Raw genomic sequence first — 16,942 nt, 5'->3', positions numbered from 1 at the left:
TAGACTTCCTCAGGTGACGTCGACCGCGCCCCAGCCCGCCGAGCAGCTCCCCTCGCAGTACGTCCCCTCCGAGGTGGAGGGCGTGCTCTACGAGCGCTGGGTCGAGCGCGGCTACTTCGAGGCCGACCCGGCGAGCGACAAGCAGCCGTACTGCATCGTCATCCCGCCGCCGAACGTCACCGGCAGCCTGCACCTCGGGCACGCGTTCGAGCACACGCTGATCGACGCGCTCGTCCGCCGGCGCCGCATGCAGGGCTACGAGGCGCTCTGGCAGCCGGGCATGGACCACGCCGGCATCGCCACCCAGAACGTCGTCGAGCGCGAGCTGGCCAAGGAGGGCCTGTCCCGCCACGACCTCGGCCGCGAGGCGTTCATCGAGCGGGTGTGGCAGTGGAAGGCCGAGTCCGGCGGCCGGATCCTCGGCCAGATGCGCCGGCTGGGTGACGGCGTCGACTGGTCGCGCGAGCGCTTCACGATGGACGAGGGCCTGTCGCGGGCGGTCCAGACCCACTTCAAGCGGCTCTACGACGACGGCCTGATCTACCGCGCCGAGCGCATCATCAACTGGTGCCCGCGCTGCCGCACGGCGCTCTCCGACATCGAGGTCGAGCACACCGACGACGACGGCGAGCTGATCTCGATCCGCTACGGCGACGGGGACGAGTCGATCGTCGTGGCGACGACGCGCGCGGAGACGATGCTCGGTGACACCGCCGTCGCCGTGCACCCGGAGGACGAGCGCTACCAGCACCTCATCGGCCGCACCGTCGTGCTGCCGCTGACCGACCGGCGCATCCCGGTCGTCGCCGACGAGCACGTCGACCCGGCGTTCGGCACCGGCGCGGTCAAGGTCACCCCGGCCCACGACCCCAACGACTTCGAGATCGGCCAGCGTCACGGGCTGCCCAACATCGTGATGATGGACGAGAGCGCCAGGGTGACGGTCCACGGCCCGTTCGAGGGCATGGACCGCTACGAGGCGCGCCCGGCCGTCGTCGCCGCGCTTCGGGCCGAGGGCCGCATCGTCGCGGAGAAGCGGCCGTACGTCCACGCCGTCGGCCACTGCTCGCGGTGCGGCACGACGGTCGAGCCGCGGCTGTCGCTGCAGTGGTTCGTCGACGTCGCGCCGCTGGCCAAGGCTGCGGGCGACGCGGTCCGCGACGGCCGGGTGCAGATCCACCCCAAGGAGCTGGAGTCCCGATACTTCGGCTGGGTCGACAACATGCACGACTGGTGCATCAGCCGCCAGCTCTGGTGGGGCCACCGCATCCCGGTCTGGTACGGCCCCGACGGCGAGGTCCGCTGCGTCGGCCCGGACGACGAGCGGCCCGGCGAGGGCTGGACGCAGGACCCGGACGTCCTCGACACGTGGTTCTCCAGCGGCCTCTGGCCCTTCTCCACCCTCGGGTGGCCGGACAAGACGCCGTCGCTGGAGAAGTTCTATCCGAACTCCGTCCTCGTCACCGGATACGACATCCTGTTCTTCTGGGTCGTCCGCATGATGATGTTCGGCATCTACGCGATGGACGGCGAGCCGCCGTTCACGACCGTCGCGCTGCACGGGATGGTGCGCGACAAGTTCGGCAAGAAGATGAGCAAGTCGTTCGGCAACGCCGTCGACCCGCTCGAGTGGATGGACGCGTACGGCTCGGACGCACTGCGCTTCACCCTTGCCCGCGGCGCCAACCCCGGCACCGACGTGCCGATCGGCGAGGAGTGGGTCCAGGGCTCGCGCAACTTCTGCACCAAGCTCTGGCAGGTGACGGGCGGGTTCGCGCTGCGCAACGGCGCCCGCGTGGGCGACCTGCCGGACGCCGCCGAGCTGTCGGCGGCGGACCGCTGGATCCTGTCCCGGCTGCACGCGACGATCGCGGAGGTCGACGGCTACTACGAGGACTACCAGTTCGCGAAGGCGGTCGACGCGCTCTACCACTTCGCCTGGGACGAGCTCTGCGACTGGTACGTCGAGCTGGCCAAGGTGCCGCTGGCCCACGGCGGCCGGGAGGCCGAGGTCACCCAGCTGGTCCTCGGGCACGTGCTCGACCGCCTGCTCCGGCTGTTGCACCCGGTCGTCCCGTTCGTGACCGAGGCGCTCTGGACCGCGCTGACCGGCGGCGAGTCGATCGTGATCGCCGAATGGCCCGCGGCCGACCTGCGCTGGGACGACCCCGCCGCCGAGGCGGAGGTGGCCGAGCTGCAGCGGCTGGTCACCGAGGTCCGCCGCTTCCGCAGCGACCAGGGGCTCAAGCCCGGGCAGCGGGTCCCGGCGCGGCTGGCCGGGCTCTCCGAGGGTGCCCTCGCGGCGCACGAGGAGGCGGTTCGCTCCCTCACCCGGCTGGCGGAGGCGGGCGAGGAGTTCAGCGCCAGCGCGGCGCTGCCGATCGCGGGCGTCGTCGTCGAGCTCGACCTGCGCGGCTCGGTCGACTTCGCCAAGGAGCGCGCACGGCTGGAGAAGGACCTCGCGGCCGCCGAGACCGAGCGGTCGAAGGCGCTGGGCAAGCTCGGCAACGAGGCGTTCCTCGGCAAGGCCCCGCCGCCCGTCGTCGACAAGGTCAAGGCCCAGCTCGCCGCGGCCGAGGCGGACATCGAGCGCATCGAGGCCCAGCTCGCGTCGCTGCCCTCGGCCTGACGCCCCCCGCTGATCATGCAGATGTGGCGAGTTGTCCACAGCGGGCGCCCTGTAAAACTCGCCACCTTCGCATGATCAGCGTCGAGGCAGGGAGAGGCGGTCCGCGTGACCAGCAGTGAGGCACGGGAGGCGCTGACCGCCCGGATGCGCGAGGTCGAGGCAGCGATCCTCGCGCGGACGCCGGAGCACGACCTCGTGCCGTCGCTCGACCGCATCCGCGCGGTGGTCGAGCTGCTCGGCGACCCGCAGCGGGCGTACCCGGTCGTGCACGTCACGGGCACCAACGGCAAGACGTCCACCGCCCGCATGGTCGAGGCGCTGCTGCACGGCTTCGGCATGCGGACCGGGCGGTTCACCAGCCCGCACCTGCACTCGGTGCGCGAGCGCATCTCCTTCGACGGCCAGCCGATCGACGAAGAGCGCTTCGTGTCCACGTACGCCGACATCGCGCCCTACCTCGACCTCGTCGACGCGCGCAGCAAGGAGGCCGGCGGCCCGACGCTGTCGTTCTTCGAGGTGCTCGTGGCGATGGGGTACGCCGCCTTCGCCGACGCGCCGGTCGACGTCGCGGTGGTCGAGGTCGGCATGGGCGGGGAGTGGGACGCGACCAACGTGGCCGACGGGCAGGTCTCGGTCGTCACACCCGTCGCGGTGGACCACCAGCGCTTCCTCGGCTCCACGGCCCCGGAGATCGCAGCCGAGAAGGCGGGCATCATCAAGGCAGGCTCGATCGCCGTCCTCGCCCAGCAGGAGGTCGAGGTCGCGGAGGTCCTGCTCCGGCGCGCGACCGAGGCGGGCGCCACGGTTGCGCGCGAGGGGCTCGAGTTCGGGGTGCTGACGCGAACCCAGGCGGTCGGTGGGCAGCAGGTGTCGCTGCGCGGGCTGGGCGGCGACTACGAGGACCTCTTCCTGCCGCTGTTCGGCGCCCACCAGGCACAGAACGCCGCTGTGGCGCTCGCGGCCGTCGAGGCGTTCCTCGGCGGGGGGGCCGACACCCTCGACATGGACGTGGTCCGCTCGGCCTTCGCCGGCGTGAGCTCGCCGGGCCGCCTGGAGGTCGTACGCCGGTCCCCGACGATCCTCGTGGACGCCGCGCACAACCCGGCCGGTGCACGGGCGACGGCCGCGGCCATCCCCGAGGACTTCGCGTTCACCCACCTCGTGGGCGTGGTCGCCGCCATGGCCGACAAGGACGTACGCGGCATCCTCGAGGCGTTCGAGCCCGTGCTCGCCGAGGTCGTGGTCACCGAGGCCGCCACCTCGCGTGCGATGCCCGTCGACGAGCTGGCCGCGCTCGCGGTCGGGGTCTTCGGCGCGGACCGCGTGGAGGTCGTGCCACGGCTCGACGACGCGATCGACACGGCCGTCGCGCTCGCCGAGGAGCAGGGCGAGCTCGGTGGGGCCGGCGTGCTCGTCACCGGGAGCATCGTGACCGTGGCGCAGGCGCGGGGGCTGCTGGGGGCGGCCGGGCGCTGAGCTGCGCGACGCCGTGTCGCCTCGTGGGGGCAGTGTCAGCTCGGCGGGGCGGTGTCAGCTCCGGTCGGCGTCGGCTCGCGTCAACGACTCGGCGTCACCTCTGCGACGACCCGCTCTGCGGCGCGGCGGGAGTCGCCCCGCCCCGCGACCCGAAGCTCGGCACCTCGAGGCCGCACGCGGTGATCGCGGCTTGCGCCTGCGGGTCCTGCAGGACCTCGCCGATGCCCCCGCCGAAGCCGCGGCCATCCTGCCCGGGGGAGCCGGTCGGGAAGTCGGTCGGCCGGGCCGTCGGGCGGGCCGTCATGTCCGGGCGCGGCGTGAATCCGGCGCCGGGCGTGAGGTCCGGGCGGGCCGTCGGCGTCGGCACGGAGATGCCGGCGGCGGTGAGGCAGTCCCGGATCGGGGTGAACTGCTCGGAGTCGAAGCCACCGCGCCCGCTGCCTGGCATGCCCGCTCCGTCCGGAGAGGCCGCCCCGTCTGCGGCGCTGGAGGCGGCCGGCGCTGCCGCGGTGTCGGTGCCGGACGAGGAGCCGCCCCCGCCGCACGCGGCGAGCGCGAGGACGGAGACCGGGACGGTTGCGGCGGCGACCGCCCGGGCGGCGAGCAGGGCCGAGGTGCGCATCAGAGATGTTCCGTTCGCTGAAGGAGTGTTGGGAGATGCTTCGGTCAGCCGGTGGGCCGGCTGGTGACGGAGCTTGCGGTCACGCTGCCGTCGTCGGCGGTGGTCCCGGCTACCGAGACCGAGGTGCCGGCTACGAGCTGCGACAGGTCGACGCTCGAGCTGCTGGTGACCGCGGTGCCTTCCGGCACCTTGACCGTGACGGTCTTGCCCGCGAAGTTCTTGACGGTCAGCGTGTCGCCCTGCACGGAGACGACCTGGCCGACGACGGCCGGCGTGGAGGCGTCCGCGGTGCCGGGGCCCCCGGTGCCGGCCGATCCGGCCCCATCAGCTGCGTCCGCGGCCGCACCCGGCGCCGCGGCGCCTGCCTCCGTGCCGCTGCCCGCGCCGTTGCCGCTCCTGGTGCCGGTGCCGTCCGGCGCCTGGCCGAACCCGCCGAAGCTCCGCGCGCCCTGCCCACCGGCGCCCCCCGCCGCGAACCCGGCAGGCCCCGCCCCGGCCGCGTCGTCGCCGTAGTGCTTCTGCACGAGGACGCCGCCGGTGAAGGTGCCGACGAGCACGAGCCCGCCGAGCAGGGCCGCGGTGACGGGCGCGAGCCGTCGCCGGCCGGTGCTGGCGAGCAGCTCGCTCAGGTCGTCCTCCGCCGGGGCGGCGGCGATCTCCCGGGTGTCGATGACCTCGGTCCGGGCGTCCCGGGCGTCCCGGGGGGCCGAGGCGGCGGTCGCGCACGTCGCGTTCGTCGCGTTCTGGGGGCCTGTTGCGGCTGGGTGGCTCGTGGCGGCAGTCCGGGGCTCGTCGCCGCCGAGCAGCCTGTCGAGGGGGCTTTCCTGCATCGTCCTTCCCGGGGTCACTCGTAGCGGAGGGCGTCGATGGGCCGCAGCGAGGCGGCGCGGTTGGCGGGGTAGAGGCCGAAGAAGAGGCCGACCGCGACGGAGACGCCGAAGGCGAGGGCGACGGAGTACGGCGCCACCACCGGCCGCACGCCCACGATCTCGAACCTCGACCCGACGATGCCGACGGCGACACCGCCCAGGCCACCGAGGACCGACAGCAGCACCGCCTCCAGCAGGAACTGGCTCACGATGTCGCCCTTGCCGGCGCCGATGGCCTTGCGGATGCCGATCTCCCGGGTCCGCTCGGTCACGGTCACGAGCATGATGTTCATGACGCCGATCCCGCCGACGAGCAGGCTGATGGCCGCGACCGACGCGAGCAGGACGGTGAAGGTCTGGTTGCTCGACGTCGCGGCGGAGAGGGCCGAGGCCGACGATCGGATCGTGTAGTCGGCGGTCGCCGACGTGACGCGGTGCCGGCCGTTGAGGATCGCCGCCACCTCGCTCTGCGCGGCATCAACCGTGTCGGCCGACGTGGCCTTCACCGAAATGCTGTTCAGGCTGCCATAGCCGGTGAGCGTGTCCTGCACCGCCGGCAGCGGCGCGATGACCCGGTCGTCGGAGTCCTGCGGGCCGGTGCTGCCCTTCTCCGCCAGCACCCCGAGCACGGTGAACTCCACGCCGTTGAACTGCACGGTCTTGCCGACCGCCTCGAGCCCCGTGCCACCCACCAGCTCCTGAGCGACGGTCACGCCGAGCAGGGCCACTCGGCGGCGCTCGGAGTAGTCCGAGTCGGAGAAGGCAGACCCGGCCTGCAGGGTGTCGTTGTCGTTCCGCAGGTAGCTCGGCGACGTCCCCGTGAACGTGGAGACGGTGTGCGTCGCGCCCTCGTACGTCGCGGTGACCGACGACGCCGACACGACGGGCGCGACCGACAGCACGCTGGGGGCGAGCTCGTCGTCCACGAGCGCCTGCGCGTCCTCGAGCGTCAACGCGGCGTTGCGGGTCTGCGTGCCCGAGTCCACGCCGGTGCCGCCCGCCGCACCGCCGGGTGCTCCCGGGAACCCTCCACCGCCGAAGCCGCCCGCCCCGCCGCGCCCGCCCGTGCCCCCGGCCGACGCACTGACCGTCAGGACGTTGCTGCCCAGGGCGCTGATCGAGTCGGCCACCGCCCTGCTCGACCCCGTGCCGACGGCGACCAGGATGATCACGGCGGCGACCCCGATGAGGATGCCCAGCGTGGTGAGGGCGGAGCGGAGCTTGTTCGCCGCCACGCCGCGCACGGCGAAGCGGGCACTCTCCCGCAGGCTCACGACGCGGCCGCCGCGAGCACGACCGACGGCCCGGGCGGCGGCCCGGCGACCGGCGAACGGCGTACGTCCGACTGGACCAGCCCGTCGCGCATCCGGACGACGCGCTTGGCCCGGTCGGCCACCTCGTCCTCGTGCGTGATGATGACGAGAGTGCGGCCGGAGACGTTGAGCTCGTCGAAGAGCGCCAGGACGTCCGCGGTGCTGCGCGAGTCCAGCGCCCCGGTCGGCTCGTCCGCGAGCAGCAGGACTGGGGCGGTGACGATCGCCCGCGCGACCGCGACGCGCTGCTGCTGGCCGCCGGACAGCTCGGAGGGCAGGTGCGTCGTCCGGTCCGCGAGCCCGACCTGCTCGAGCGCGGCCAGCGCCCGCGGCCGCCGCTCGGCCGGCTTCACCCCGGCGTACGCCAGCGGGAGCTCGACGTTGGCGAGCGCACTGGTGCGCGGGACGAGGTTGAAGGACTGGAAGATGAAGCCGATCTTGCGGTTGCGCACGATCGAGAGCTGGCGCTCGACCAGCCGCCGCACGTCGACGGCGTCGAGAAGGTAACGACCGGACGACGGCGCGTCCAGGCAGCCGATGATGTTCATCAGCGTGGACTTGCCGGAGCCCGAGGCGCCCATGATCGCGACGTAGTCGCCGCGCTCGACCACGAGGTCGACGCCCGCGACCGCGTGCACGGACGTCTCCCCCTCGCCGTAGGTCTTCGTGATCGCCCGCAGGTCGACGACGGGGCGCGCGCTCACGACCGGCCCCCGGCCCCGAAGCCGTCGCCCGTGAGCCCGCGGCCGGCGCCGGGGAACCCGGTGGTGCCCGTGGTGCCGCTCGTGGTCGTCGGCAGCACGAGGGTGTCCCCTTCGGCCAGGCCGCTGGTGACCTCGGTCGTGGTGTTGCCGACGAGGCCGGTCTGCACGCTGACGACCTGCTGCAGGCCGTCGCGGACGACCGTCGCGGTGGAGCGGTTGCCCACCGTGGTGAGCGCGCTGCTGGCGACGGCCAGCACGTCGTCAGCGCTCCCGGTGGTGATGGTCACGCTCGCGGACGCACCGGGCCGGACGTCCTCCGGCGCGGCGTCGACGCGGACCGTGACCGGGTACTGCACGACGTTGTTGCTGGTCGTGCCCTCGAGGGCGACGGCGGTCACGGTGCCGTCGACGGTGGTGCCCGTGGCCGAGAACGTCACGCTCGCCGCCTGCCCCACCTCGACCGAGGCGGCATCCGCCTCGGCGACGTCCGCGGTGATCTCGAGCGCCGCGAGGTCGCTGACGACGAGGAACGCGCCGGAGGACGACGCGGCCGACGAGGACGCGGACGTCGTGGTGCCGCCGGCACCGGCCGTGCCACCCGCTGCGGAGGTGCCGTCGGACCCGGAGCCCGATGTCGAGGACGTCGACCCGGCCGACACCTCGTCACCGACCTTGCCGTTGACCTGCGTCACCGTCCCCGTGTGCGGAGCGCGCAGGGTCGTCCCCTCGAGCGCCTCCTCCGCCTGCTCGACCTGGGACCGGGCGGACTCCACGTCCGCCTCGGCGGAAGCCACCTCGGCGGCGGTCGGCCCCTCGGCGTTCGCCGCAGCGGAGGCCTTCTGCTGCGCGAGCGTGTTCTGTGCGGACTCCAGCTGCTCCTCGGCCTTGGTGACGGCCTGCTCGTTCGCGAGCGCGGACTGCGCCTGCTGCTGCTTCGCGGCGGTGACGGCATCGACGGCGGACGACGCGCCGGACGTCCCGGTGGAGGTGCCGGAGCCGGTGGAGCCGGACCCGCTGGAGCTGCCGGCCCCGCTGGAGCTGCCGGCCCCGCCCGTGCCGGACGAGCTGCCCGACCCGGACGAGCCACTCCCGCTGCCGGCCGAGGAGGCGGGGGAGGGCTGGGCCGCGCTGCGGCTCACGCTCGACGCGGACGCGGACGCGGACTTGGCCGCGCTCTGGGCGGCCGCGACGTTCTGCGCCTGCTGCTCCGCGTCGAGCGCAGCCTGCTCCTTCGCCTGGGCGAGGGCCGACTGCGCGCTCTCGACCGCCAGCCGGGCCGACTCCACGGCCAGCGCGTCCTTCGTGGCCTCGGCGTCGCTCTGGCCCTGCTGCACGGTCTCCAGCTGCGCCTGCGCGGACTCCAGCTGGGCGTTGGCCGACGCGACGGCCTGCTCGGCGACGGCGGTGTCGATCGTCGCCAGGACCTCGCCCTCGTCGACCACGTCGCCGACCTTCACGCGCAGCGCCGTCACCTCGCCGCTGCTGCTGAAGCTCAGCTCGGAGGTCGCCGCCGAGGCCGCGTTGCCACTTGCGGAGACCGTCGAGGTCACCGTCGCGCGGGCGACCCGGGCGGTGCGAACGTCCCCCGACTCGGCCTCGGCCGGCCCGCTGACCAGGAAGTACGCCCCGATCCCCGAGGCGACGAGCGCCAGCGCGAGCACGCAGTTGATCACGAGCAGGCGACGGCTCACCGCGGCACCCCTGGATCCCGGAACTCTGCTCGGACCGTGCGCATGACGCCTCCAACCCCCGGCTGCTCGACTGCGAGCACTGTCCGGCAGGCGTGTGAGCGGCTGATGTGGGCAACCTGGGAGGTGGCTGGGAGCAGCCCCGCCGCTGCGGCGGGCAGCGGCCGTGCCGCACGCCCGGGAGCGCCGTAGGCTCAGCAGGTGCGCCGTTCCCTCGCCGCGATCGTCCTCACCTTCGAGGCGTTCGTCGTCTTCTTCGCGATGCTGGTCGCAGCCAACCTCTCCGACCTGCCCACCGGCCCGGTCGTCGCCACGGGGCTGGCGCTCGCGGCGGCCTGCCTGGTGGTGACCGGCCTGCTGCGGCACCGGTGGGCGTACGGCCTCGGCTCGCTGCTGCAGGTCGCGATCGTCGCCACGGGCTTCGTCGTGCCCGCGATGTGGCTGCTCGGGCCGGTGTTCGCCGCGATGTGGTTCGGCTTCATGGTGCTGTCGACCCGCGTCGAGCGGGCCGCCCGGGCGTCGGCCGGGGTCGAGCCGGCCGCAGGCGCTCGCTAGGCTCCGGCGGCGTGAGCGACACGCAGCAGATCGAGCGCACCCTGGTCCTCGTCAAGCCCGACGGCGTCGCCCGAGGCCTCACCGGCGAGGTGCTGCGCCGGATCGAGGCCAAGGGCTACCGGCTCGTCGCCCTCGAGCTGCGCCAGCTCGACCGGGAGACCGCGAGCCGGCACTACGCCGAGCACGAGGGCAAGCCCTTCTTCGAGCCGCTGCTCGAGTTCATCACCTCCGGCCCGATCGTCGCCGCCGTGGTCGAGGGCCAGCGGGTCGTCGAGGGCTTCCGCTCCATCGCGGGCGCCACCGACCCGACCGTCGCCGCGCCCGGCTCGATCCGCGGTGACCTCTCGCGCGACTGGGGCAAGAAGGTCATCGAGAACATCGTCCACGGCTCGGACTCCCCCGAGTCGGCCCAGCGCGAGATCGGGATCTACTTCCCGTCGCTCTGACACGTGCCGGCCCGGCCCGGCCGCGCGACCGCGTCGACGTGCGCCTCGGCAGTGACGCCCTGCGCGGGTCGCTGCCGGAGCGCCCCTCCGGGCCTCCTCGAGGAGGCCCTCGAGCCGATTGACGCACAGCCGGCGCGGTGCCCGAGCGCGCGTCCACACCCGGCCCGTCGGGGCCCTGGAGCTGTCACCCAGCCGGGCTAGCATGGCAGCGTCGTCAGCGGACGGCAGAACTGCGCAACCAACGCCCGCGACCCGGAAGGCCGCCCCACACTCCATGGCGAACAAGCTGGGCTTCATCGGCCGTGACATGGCCGTCGACCTCGGAACGGCCAACACCCTCGTCTACGTGCGGGGGCGCGGCATCGTGCTCAACGAGCCGAGCGTGGTCGCCATCAACACCGGCACCGGCGGCATCCTCGCCGTGGGCGCCGAGGCGAAGAAGATGATCGGGCGCACCCCGGGCAACATCGTCGCGATCCGCCCGCTGAAGGACGGCGTCATCGCCGACTTCGACACCACCGAGAAGATGCTGCGCTACTTCATCCAGAAGGTGCACCGGCGGCGGCGCTTCTCCCACCCGCGCCTCGTCGTCTGCGTCCCGAGCGGCATCACCGGGGTCGAGCAGCGGGCGGTGAAGGACGCGGGCTACGCGGCGGGCGCGCGCAAGGTCTACATCATCGAGGAGCCGATGGCCGCGGCGATCGGCGCCGGCCTGCCGGTGCACGAGCCGACCGGCAACATGATCGTGGACATCGGCGGCGGCACGACCGAGGTCGCGGTGATCTCGCTCGGCGGGATCGTGACCAGCCAGTCGATCCGCGTCGGCGGCGACGAGCTGGACAACGCGATCATCCAGTACGTCAAGAAGGAATACAGCCTCATGCTCGGCGAGCGCACCGCCGAGGAGATCAAGATGGCGATCGGGTCGGCGTTCCCGCTGCCGGACGAGCCCAACGCCGAGATCCGCGGGCGCGACCTCGTCTCCGGCCTGCCCAAGACGATCGTGGTCAGCGCCGAGGAGGTCCGCAAGGCCATCGAGGAGCCGGTCAACGCGATCGTCGACGCGGTGAAGACCACGCTGGACAAGTGCCCGCCGGAGCTGTCCGGCGACATCATGGACCGCGGCATCGTGCTCGCCGGCGGCGGCGCCATGCTGCACGGCCTCGACGAGCGGCTGCGCCACGAGACCGGCATGCCGATCCATGTGACCGACCGGCCGCTGGACTCGGTGGCGATGGGGTCGGGCAAGTGCGTGGAGGAGTTCGAGGAGCTCCAGCAGGTCCTGCTGTCCGAGCCACGTCATTGACGGGGCGCGACACCGTGCGCTGGTGAGCGCAGCACCCTGGGCAGGGCCCGATGGGACGTGACACCCGGCGTACCCGCCTGGTCCTCGTGCTGCTGCTGCTCACCGCGCTGACCCTCGTCATGCTCGACGACCGGACCTCGGGCGGCGGGCCGATCGGCCACGTCCGCTCCGCGGTGGCCGACGTGCTCGGCCCCGTGCAGGCGGGGGTGTCGGCTGCGGTCCGTCCGGTGACCGGCCTCGTCGACGACCTGCGCGAGCTCGGTGCCAAGGACGAGCAGATCAGCCGGCTCGAGGCGGAGAACCGCCAGCTGCGGCAGGACGCCGCCACGCGGGAGAACGACCTGCGCCGGCTCGCGGAGTACGACGCGCTGGCCCGCCAGCCCACGGTCCGCAGGTTCCCCGACGTCGCGGCGCGCGTCACCGCGCTGTCGCGCGCCCAGGGGTTCACCACCACCGCGTCCCTCGACGTCGGCAGCCAGGACGGGGTCCGTGACGACACGACCGTGATCAACGGCGACGGGCTCGTCGGCCGGGTCAAGGGGACGGCCCGCTCGACCTCGACGGTGCTGCTGGCCACCGACCCCGACTTCGTCGCCCGCGTCCGGGTCGGGAGCACCGGCGCGACCGGGTTCGTCGAGGGCCAGGGCGAGGGCAAGCCGCTCGCGCTGACGATCTACGACACCGAGCCGCTCGAGCCCGGGACCGCGCTGGTCACGGTGGGCTCGGTGGGGGACGGGCCGCTCGTGGCGGACGTGCTGGTCGGCAGGGTCGCGGACGTCCGCCGCGCCCCCGGCACCCTGACCACTCGCGCGACGGTCACGCCTGCAGTCGACTTCGCCCATCTGGACACGGTCGCGGTCGTCCTGCCCGGCGAGCGAGAAGCGAGGGGGAGCGTCCCGGCTGCGACCCCCGGGGCGAGCCCGGCGGCGGGGCGCCGGCAGGCCGGCGCCGGCCCCGCTCGTACCCCGGGCACGCGGGCGGCGGGGTGAGCCTGCCGCGCGTGGGGCTGGCGGCGCTGCTGCTGCTCTGCGCCTCCGTGCTCGAGCTCGCCGCTCTCGCGCCGCTCGGGCTGCCCGGCTCGACGCCGGACGTGGTGCTGCTCGTCGTCGTCGCCCTCGCCCTGCGCTGGGGGCCGCTCGACGGCGCGGTGGTCGGCTTCGCCGCCGGCCTGCTGCTCGACCTCGCGCCTCCGTCCGACGGGGGCGCGGGCCGTTGGGCGGCGGTCTTCCTGCTGCTCGGCTACGCCGTCGGGCGGCTGTTCGAGGACGCGGACGACACCCCGGTCGTCGCGCTGTTCGCCGTCACCCTGGCGAGCGCCGCGTCGGTGCTCGGCTACGCCGCCCTGGCCGCCCTCGTGGGGGACGAAGGGGTCGATTGGCCGCGTGTGCCCGGGCTGATGACGTCCTCGGTCATCTACGATGTGGTGTTGACGGCGGTCGTCGTCCCCGTCGTCGGGGGGCTGGCACGACGCATCGATCCCGAACCAGACTTCCGACGTTAGAGCTGCCCCTCGCGGGCCGCCGCAGGCGCGCCCTCTCGGGAACGGCCCGGCCGGGCAGGTCGTCGGAGTCGACGTGCGTCTCTTCCCGCCAGCCAGTGAAGGAATTGCCCGGTGAACCAGCGCTCCGGCCTGCGCCTCGTCGTCCTGCAGGTCCTGGTGCTCTCGCTGATCGCCACCCTCGGCGGGCGGCTCTGGTTCCTCCAGGTGCACAGCGGCGACACCTACGAGGCCGCGGCGACCAGCAACCGCGTGCGCGACGTCGTGACCCCGGCGACCCGCGGGCTGATCGTCGACGTCGCCGGCCGCCCGCTCGCCCGCAACCGGACGGCGCTCGTCGTGTCGGTGAGCCGCACGGAGCTGCTGCGCCAGAGCGACGGCGGCAAGGCGCTCCTCACCCGGCTGGCCACGGTGCTCGACGTCGAGTACGCCGACCTCAAGGCCCGCACCACGGTGTGCGGGGCGCCGGACGCGGTCCGCAGCGTGTGCTGGAACGGCTCCCCGTACCAGCCGATCCCGGTCGCGGACGGCGAGGACGACGCGATGATGGACGCCGTCCAGCAGATCCTCGAGCGGCGTGAGGACTTCCCGGGCGTCACCGCGGAGCAGCAGAGCGTGCGTGACTACGCCGGCGGCGGCGTGGGCGCCAACGCCGCGCACGCGGTCGGCTACCTCGGCCCGGTGACCGAGGAGGAGGTGGAGCAGGCCAAGGCCGACGGGCGCCCGCTGCAGAGCAGCGACCTGGTCGGGCGGGCCGGGCTGGAGAAGCAGTACGACGCCTACCTGCGCGGCACGCCGGGGATCCGCCAGCTGGCCGTCGACTCCCAGGGCGGTGTCACCGGCACGATCAGCGAGACCGACCCCACCCCCGGCAACTACGTCGTCACCCATCTGGACGCCAAGGTGCAGAAGGCGACCGAGGACGCGCTCGTCGCGGCCGTCGAGGGCGCGCGCACCAAGGGCGACCCCAACAAGGGCGGTGCGACGTTCCGCGCCGACTCGGCGTCCGCGGTGGTCATGGACGTGCGCACCGGCGGCGTCGTGGCGATGGCGAGCTACCCGTCGTACCGGCCGAACATCTGGGTCGGCGGCATCAGCCAGTCCGAGTACGAGAACATCACCGGCGCCGCGGGCAACTACAAGATCCTCAACCGCGCCACCCAGGGCGAGTACGCCCCCGGCTCGATCTTCAAGGCCGTCTCGACAGCCGCTGCGGTGGACGCCGGATTCTCGGTGCACCGGTCGTACGACTGCCCGGGCACGTACAACGTCGGCAACCACCTGAAGAAGAACTACGAGTCCGCGGCGTACGGCGTCATCTCGTTCGAGCGCGCGATCGAGGTGTCCTGCGACACCAACTGGTACTACTTCGCCGACACGGTGTGGAACCGGCTCGGCGGCTACGAGCAGCGCAGCGACGCCAGGGACCCGTTCGTCCAGGCCGCCAAGGGCTACGGCCTGGGGAAGGCGACCGGCGTCGACCTGCCCGCCGAGGCCGACGGGCGCATCCCCGGGCGCGAGTGGAAGCGGGACTACTGGGAGGCCACGAAGGCCGCGGCCTGCGTGCGCGCGAAGAAGGGCTACCCGGAGGTCGAGGACCGCGAGCGGGCCGCGTTCCTGCTCCAGCTGGCCAAGGAGAACTGCACGGACGGCTGGCGCTACGGCCCCGGGGACGAGGCGAACTTCGCCATCGGCCAGGGCGACGTGCTCGTGACGCCGCTGCAGATGGCGCGGGTCTACGCCGCCGTGGCCAACGGCGGCACGCTCTGGGTCCCCCAGGTCGCCAAGGCCGTGATGCGGCCGGACGGCAAGGTCGTCAAGCAGTTCAAGCCCGAGAGCGCAGGCAAGCTGCCGGTCAGCAAGGACACGTTGCAGTTCCTGCAGCGCGCGCTGACGAAGGTGAGCAGCACCGGCACCGGCGCCGGCGTCTTCCGCGGCTGGCCGCTCGAGCAGGTCCCCGTGGCGTCCAAGACCGGCACCGCGGAGGTCTTCGGCAAGCAGTCGACCTCGTGGTTCGCGGCGTACGCGCCGGCCGACGAGCCGCAGTACGCGATCGTGATGATGGTGACCCAGGGCGGTACCGGCTCCGGGACGTCCGGTCCGCAGGTCCGCGCGATCTACGAGAAGCTGCTCGGGGTCTCCGGCGCCTCCGTGCGGCCTGCGACCGCGCTGCAGAAGGGCGCGGCCCCGCCCAAGGGCCTGCCCCGCATCGCCGCCGACGGCAGCGTCCTGCCGCCGGCCACCACCTCGCGCACGGCGGTCAAGCCGCGCAGGCCGGCCCGTGCCCCCCGCCCGGCGCCGTCGCCCGGCGCCGGCCGATGAGCGCGTACCCGCCGGCGCCGTACGCCGGCGGCGCGCGTGGTGGGAACGGGCGCGCCGCCTGGACGCTGCTCGACCGGGACGGGCCGCTGCGCCGCGTGGACTGGGTCCTGACCACCGCGGTCGCCGGGCTGCTGGTCGTCGGCTCCCTGCTGGTCTGGTCCGCCACCCGTCAGGCCGCGCTCGACGCAGGCGGTGACCCCGAGGGGTACCTCAAGAAGCACGTGCTCAACATCGTCATCGGCGCGGCGCTCGGGGTCTGCGCGGCGATGTTCGACTACCGCACGCTGCGGATGTACGCCCCGATCGTCTACGGCCTGTCCATCGTCGGGCTGCTCGTCGTCCTCTCGCCGCTGGGCGCGACCATCCGCGGGTCCCACTCCTGGATCCTGCTGCCCGGCGGGTTCTCGCTGCAGCCGTCGGAGTTCGCCAAGGTCGCGCTCGTCGTCGGCCTGGCGATGCTGCTGTCGGAGAAGCGCGACGCCGAGGACTCCCCGCGCGACTCCGACGTGCTGCTCGTGCTCGTCGGGGCCGCCGTCCCGCTCGCGCTGATCATGCTGCAGCCGGACCTCGGGACCGCACTCGTCGTCTCGTCGATCGTCATCGGGATGATCGCGGTGTCGGGGGCCCGGGCGCGCTGGGTCGTCGGCCTGCTGGTCTCGGCCGCGGTCGTGGCCTTCGCCGTCGTGCAGGCCGGGCTGCTCGACGACTACCAGGTCAAGCGGCTCACCGCGTTCGTCAACCCCGGCGACGACCCCGGCGGCGCGGCGTACAACGTCTCCCAGGGCGTCATCGCCATCGGCGGAGGGGGGCTGTCCGGGCACGGGCTGTTTCACGGCCCGCAGACCCAGGGCGGCTTCGTCCCCGAGCAGCAGACCGACTTCATCTTCACCACGGCGGGGGAGGAGCTCGGCTTCCGCGGCGGGATCCTGCTCATCGGCCTGCTCGGGCTCGTGCTGTGGCGGGCCTGCCGCATCGCGTGGCACGCGGACGACCTGTTCGGCCGGCTCGCCGCGGTGGGCGTCGTCTGCTGGTTCTCCTTCCAGGCGTTCGAGAACATCGGGATGACGCTCGGAATCATGCCGGTCACCGGCGTGCCGCTGCCGTTCGTGTCCTACGGCGGGTCGTCGATGTTCGCGAACCTCATGGCCGTCGGCCTGTTGCAGAACGTGCACGTGCGGCGTTCGCTGCTGCCTGACTGACGGCGCGCCCGGGCCTGACGCCTCTGTCGTCCGGGCGGCTCGGCACGTCGCGGTGGTCACGGGCGAGTCAGCGCCACACGCCGTCGGCCCCTGCTGAGTTGCCCGTGATCACCCCGCTCGGCGGGGCGAACGGCTCCGAACACAGGCTCACCCGCACCACTGTCCCCAGCCCAGGAGACCGGCCTGCCCGTCCACAGATCGCCCTCGACGCTCGGGCCGATGCGGCGCTGCCCCAAACGTCGGGTCATGGGCGAGGCGGAGCGGGCGGTGTACACATCGGCGGAGCGCCGGCACGGGCTGGTGACCGGGCGGATG

The 16,942-nt window shown here is 73.4% G+C and carries 14 protein-coding genes; 9 read left to right on the top strand and 5 right to left on the bottom strand.

What is annotated here, in order from left to right; genetic code table 11:
• Nucleotides 1-13: 13 nt before the first annotated feature.
• On the top strand, nt 14-2,629 hold the full coding sequence (locus tag G9H72_RS07585) for a valine--tRNA ligase (RefSeq protein WP_166169480.1): 2,616 nt from the start codon (nt 14-16) through the stop codon (nt 2,627-2,629).
• Between the two features lie 144 nt (nt 2,630-2,773).
• Nucleotides 2,774-4,105: a bifunctional folylpolyglutamate synthase/dihydrofolate synthase gene (locus G9H72_RS07580; RefSeq protein WP_166169946.1), complete on the top strand. Its 1,332-nt coding sequence runs from the start codon at nt 2,774-2,776 to the stop codon at nt 4,103-4,105.
• A gap of 94 nt (nt 4,106-4,199) precedes the next feature.
• Here G9H72_RS07580 and G9H72_RS07575 read toward each other — a convergent pair whose 3' ends face one another.
• Genes G9H72_RS07575 through G9H72_RS07555 form a run of 5 tightly spaced genes read right to left on the bottom strand, consistent with a single transcriptional unit; the run spans nt 4,200 to nt 9,304 of the window.
• Nucleotides 4,200-4,727 (bottom strand): hypothetical protein, encoded by a 528-nt coding sequence (locus G9H72_RS07575; RefSeq protein WP_166169478.1) that lies wholly within the window; start codon nt 4,725-4,727, stop codon nt 4,200-4,202.
• 44 nt (nt 4,728-4,771) lie between these two features.
• Nucleotides 4,772-5,557 (bottom strand): hypothetical protein, encoded by a 786-nt coding sequence (locus G9H72_RS07570; RefSeq protein ID WP_166169476.1) that lies wholly within the window; start codon nt 5,555-5,557, stop codon nt 4,772-4,774.
• 14 nt (nt 5,558-5,571) lie between these two features.
• The gene (locus G9H72_RS07565; RefSeq protein WP_166169474.1) at nt 5,572-6,870 is read right to left on the bottom strand and encodes an ABC transporter permease; all 1,299 of its coding nucleotides are present in this window, start codon (nt 6,868-6,870) and stop codon (nt 5,572-5,574) included.
• Nucleotides 6,867-7,613 (bottom strand): ABC transporter ATP-binding protein, encoded by a 747-nt coding sequence (locus G9H72_RS07560; protein ID WP_166169472.1) that lies wholly within the window; start codon nt 7,611-7,613, stop codon nt 6,867-6,869. The genes G9H72_RS07565 and G9H72_RS07560 overlap by 4 nt, the downstream gene beginning before the upstream one ends.
• The gene (locus G9H72_RS07555) at nt 7,610-9,304 is read right to left on the bottom strand and encodes an HlyD family efflux transporter periplasmic adaptor subunit (protein WP_166169470.1); all 1,695 of its coding nucleotides are present in this window, start codon (nt 9,302-9,304) and stop codon (nt 7,610-7,612) included. The genes G9H72_RS07560 and G9H72_RS07555 overlap by 4 nt, the downstream gene beginning before the upstream one ends.
• Nucleotides 9,305-9,502: 198 nt before the next feature.
• Between G9H72_RS07555 and G9H72_RS07550 the strand changes: the two genes are divergently transcribed.
• The 7 genes from G9H72_RS07550 to rodA all read left to right on the top strand — a co-directional run bounded on the left by G9H72_RS07550 (nt 9,503) and on the right by rodA (nt 16,627).
• Nucleotides 9,503-9,856, top strand: a complete 354-nt coding sequence (locus G9H72_RS07550) for a DUF4233 domain-containing protein (RefSeq protein ID WP_166169468.1) — start codon at nt 9,503-9,505, stop codon at nt 9,854-9,856.
• 11 nt (nt 9,857-9,867) lie between these two features.
• On the top strand, nt 9,868-10,302 hold the full coding sequence (gene ndk / locus G9H72_RS07545) for a nucleoside-diphosphate kinase (protein WP_166169466.1): 435 nt from the start codon (nt 9,868-9,870) through the stop codon (nt 10,300-10,302).
• 274 nt (nt 10,303-10,576) lie between these two features.
• Nucleotides 10,577-11,608: a rod shape-determining protein gene (locus tag G9H72_RS07540; RefSeq protein ID WP_166169464.1), complete on the top strand. Its 1,032-nt coding sequence runs from the start codon at nt 10,577-10,579 to the stop codon at nt 11,606-11,608.
• Nucleotides 11,609-11,658: 50 nt separating this feature from the next.
• Nucleotides 11,659-12,597, top strand: a complete 939-nt coding sequence (gene mreC, locus G9H72_RS07535; protein WP_166169462.1) for a rod shape-determining protein MreC — start codon at nt 11,659-11,661, stop codon at nt 12,595-12,597.
• Nucleotides 12,594-13,109 carry a rod shape-determining protein MreD gene (gene mreD, locus G9H72_RS07530; protein WP_166169460.1) on the top strand — a complete coding sequence of 172 codons (516 nt, stop codon included), beginning with the start codon at nt 12,594-12,596 and terminating at the stop codon, nt 13,107-13,109. Before mreC ends, mreD begins: the two co-directional genes overlap by 4 nt.
• A gap of 111 nt (nt 13,110-13,220) precedes the next feature.
• The gene (mrdA, locus tag G9H72_RS07525) at nt 13,221-15,428 is read left to right on the top strand and encodes a penicillin-binding protein 2 (protein ID WP_166169458.1); all 2,208 of its coding nucleotides are present in this window, start codon (nt 13,221-13,223) and stop codon (nt 15,426-15,428) included.
• Complete coding sequence (rodA, locus tag G9H72_RS07520; protein ID WP_166169456.1) at nt 15,425-16,627, top strand: rod shape-determining protein RodA; 1,203 nt, start codon at nt 15,425-15,427, stop codon at nt 16,625-16,627. The genes mrdA and rodA overlap by 4 nt, the downstream gene beginning before the upstream one ends.
• Nucleotides 16,628-16,942 lie beyond the last annotated feature (315 nt).

This window comes from Motilibacter aurantiacus (assembly GCF_011250645.1).
GTDB lineage: Bacteria > Actinomycetota > Actinomycetes > Motilibacterales > Motilibacteraceae > Motilibacter_A > Motilibacter_A aurantiacus.
Note: the sequence above shows the minus strand (reverse complement) of the source record. Positions and strands in the feature narration are given on the sequence as shown.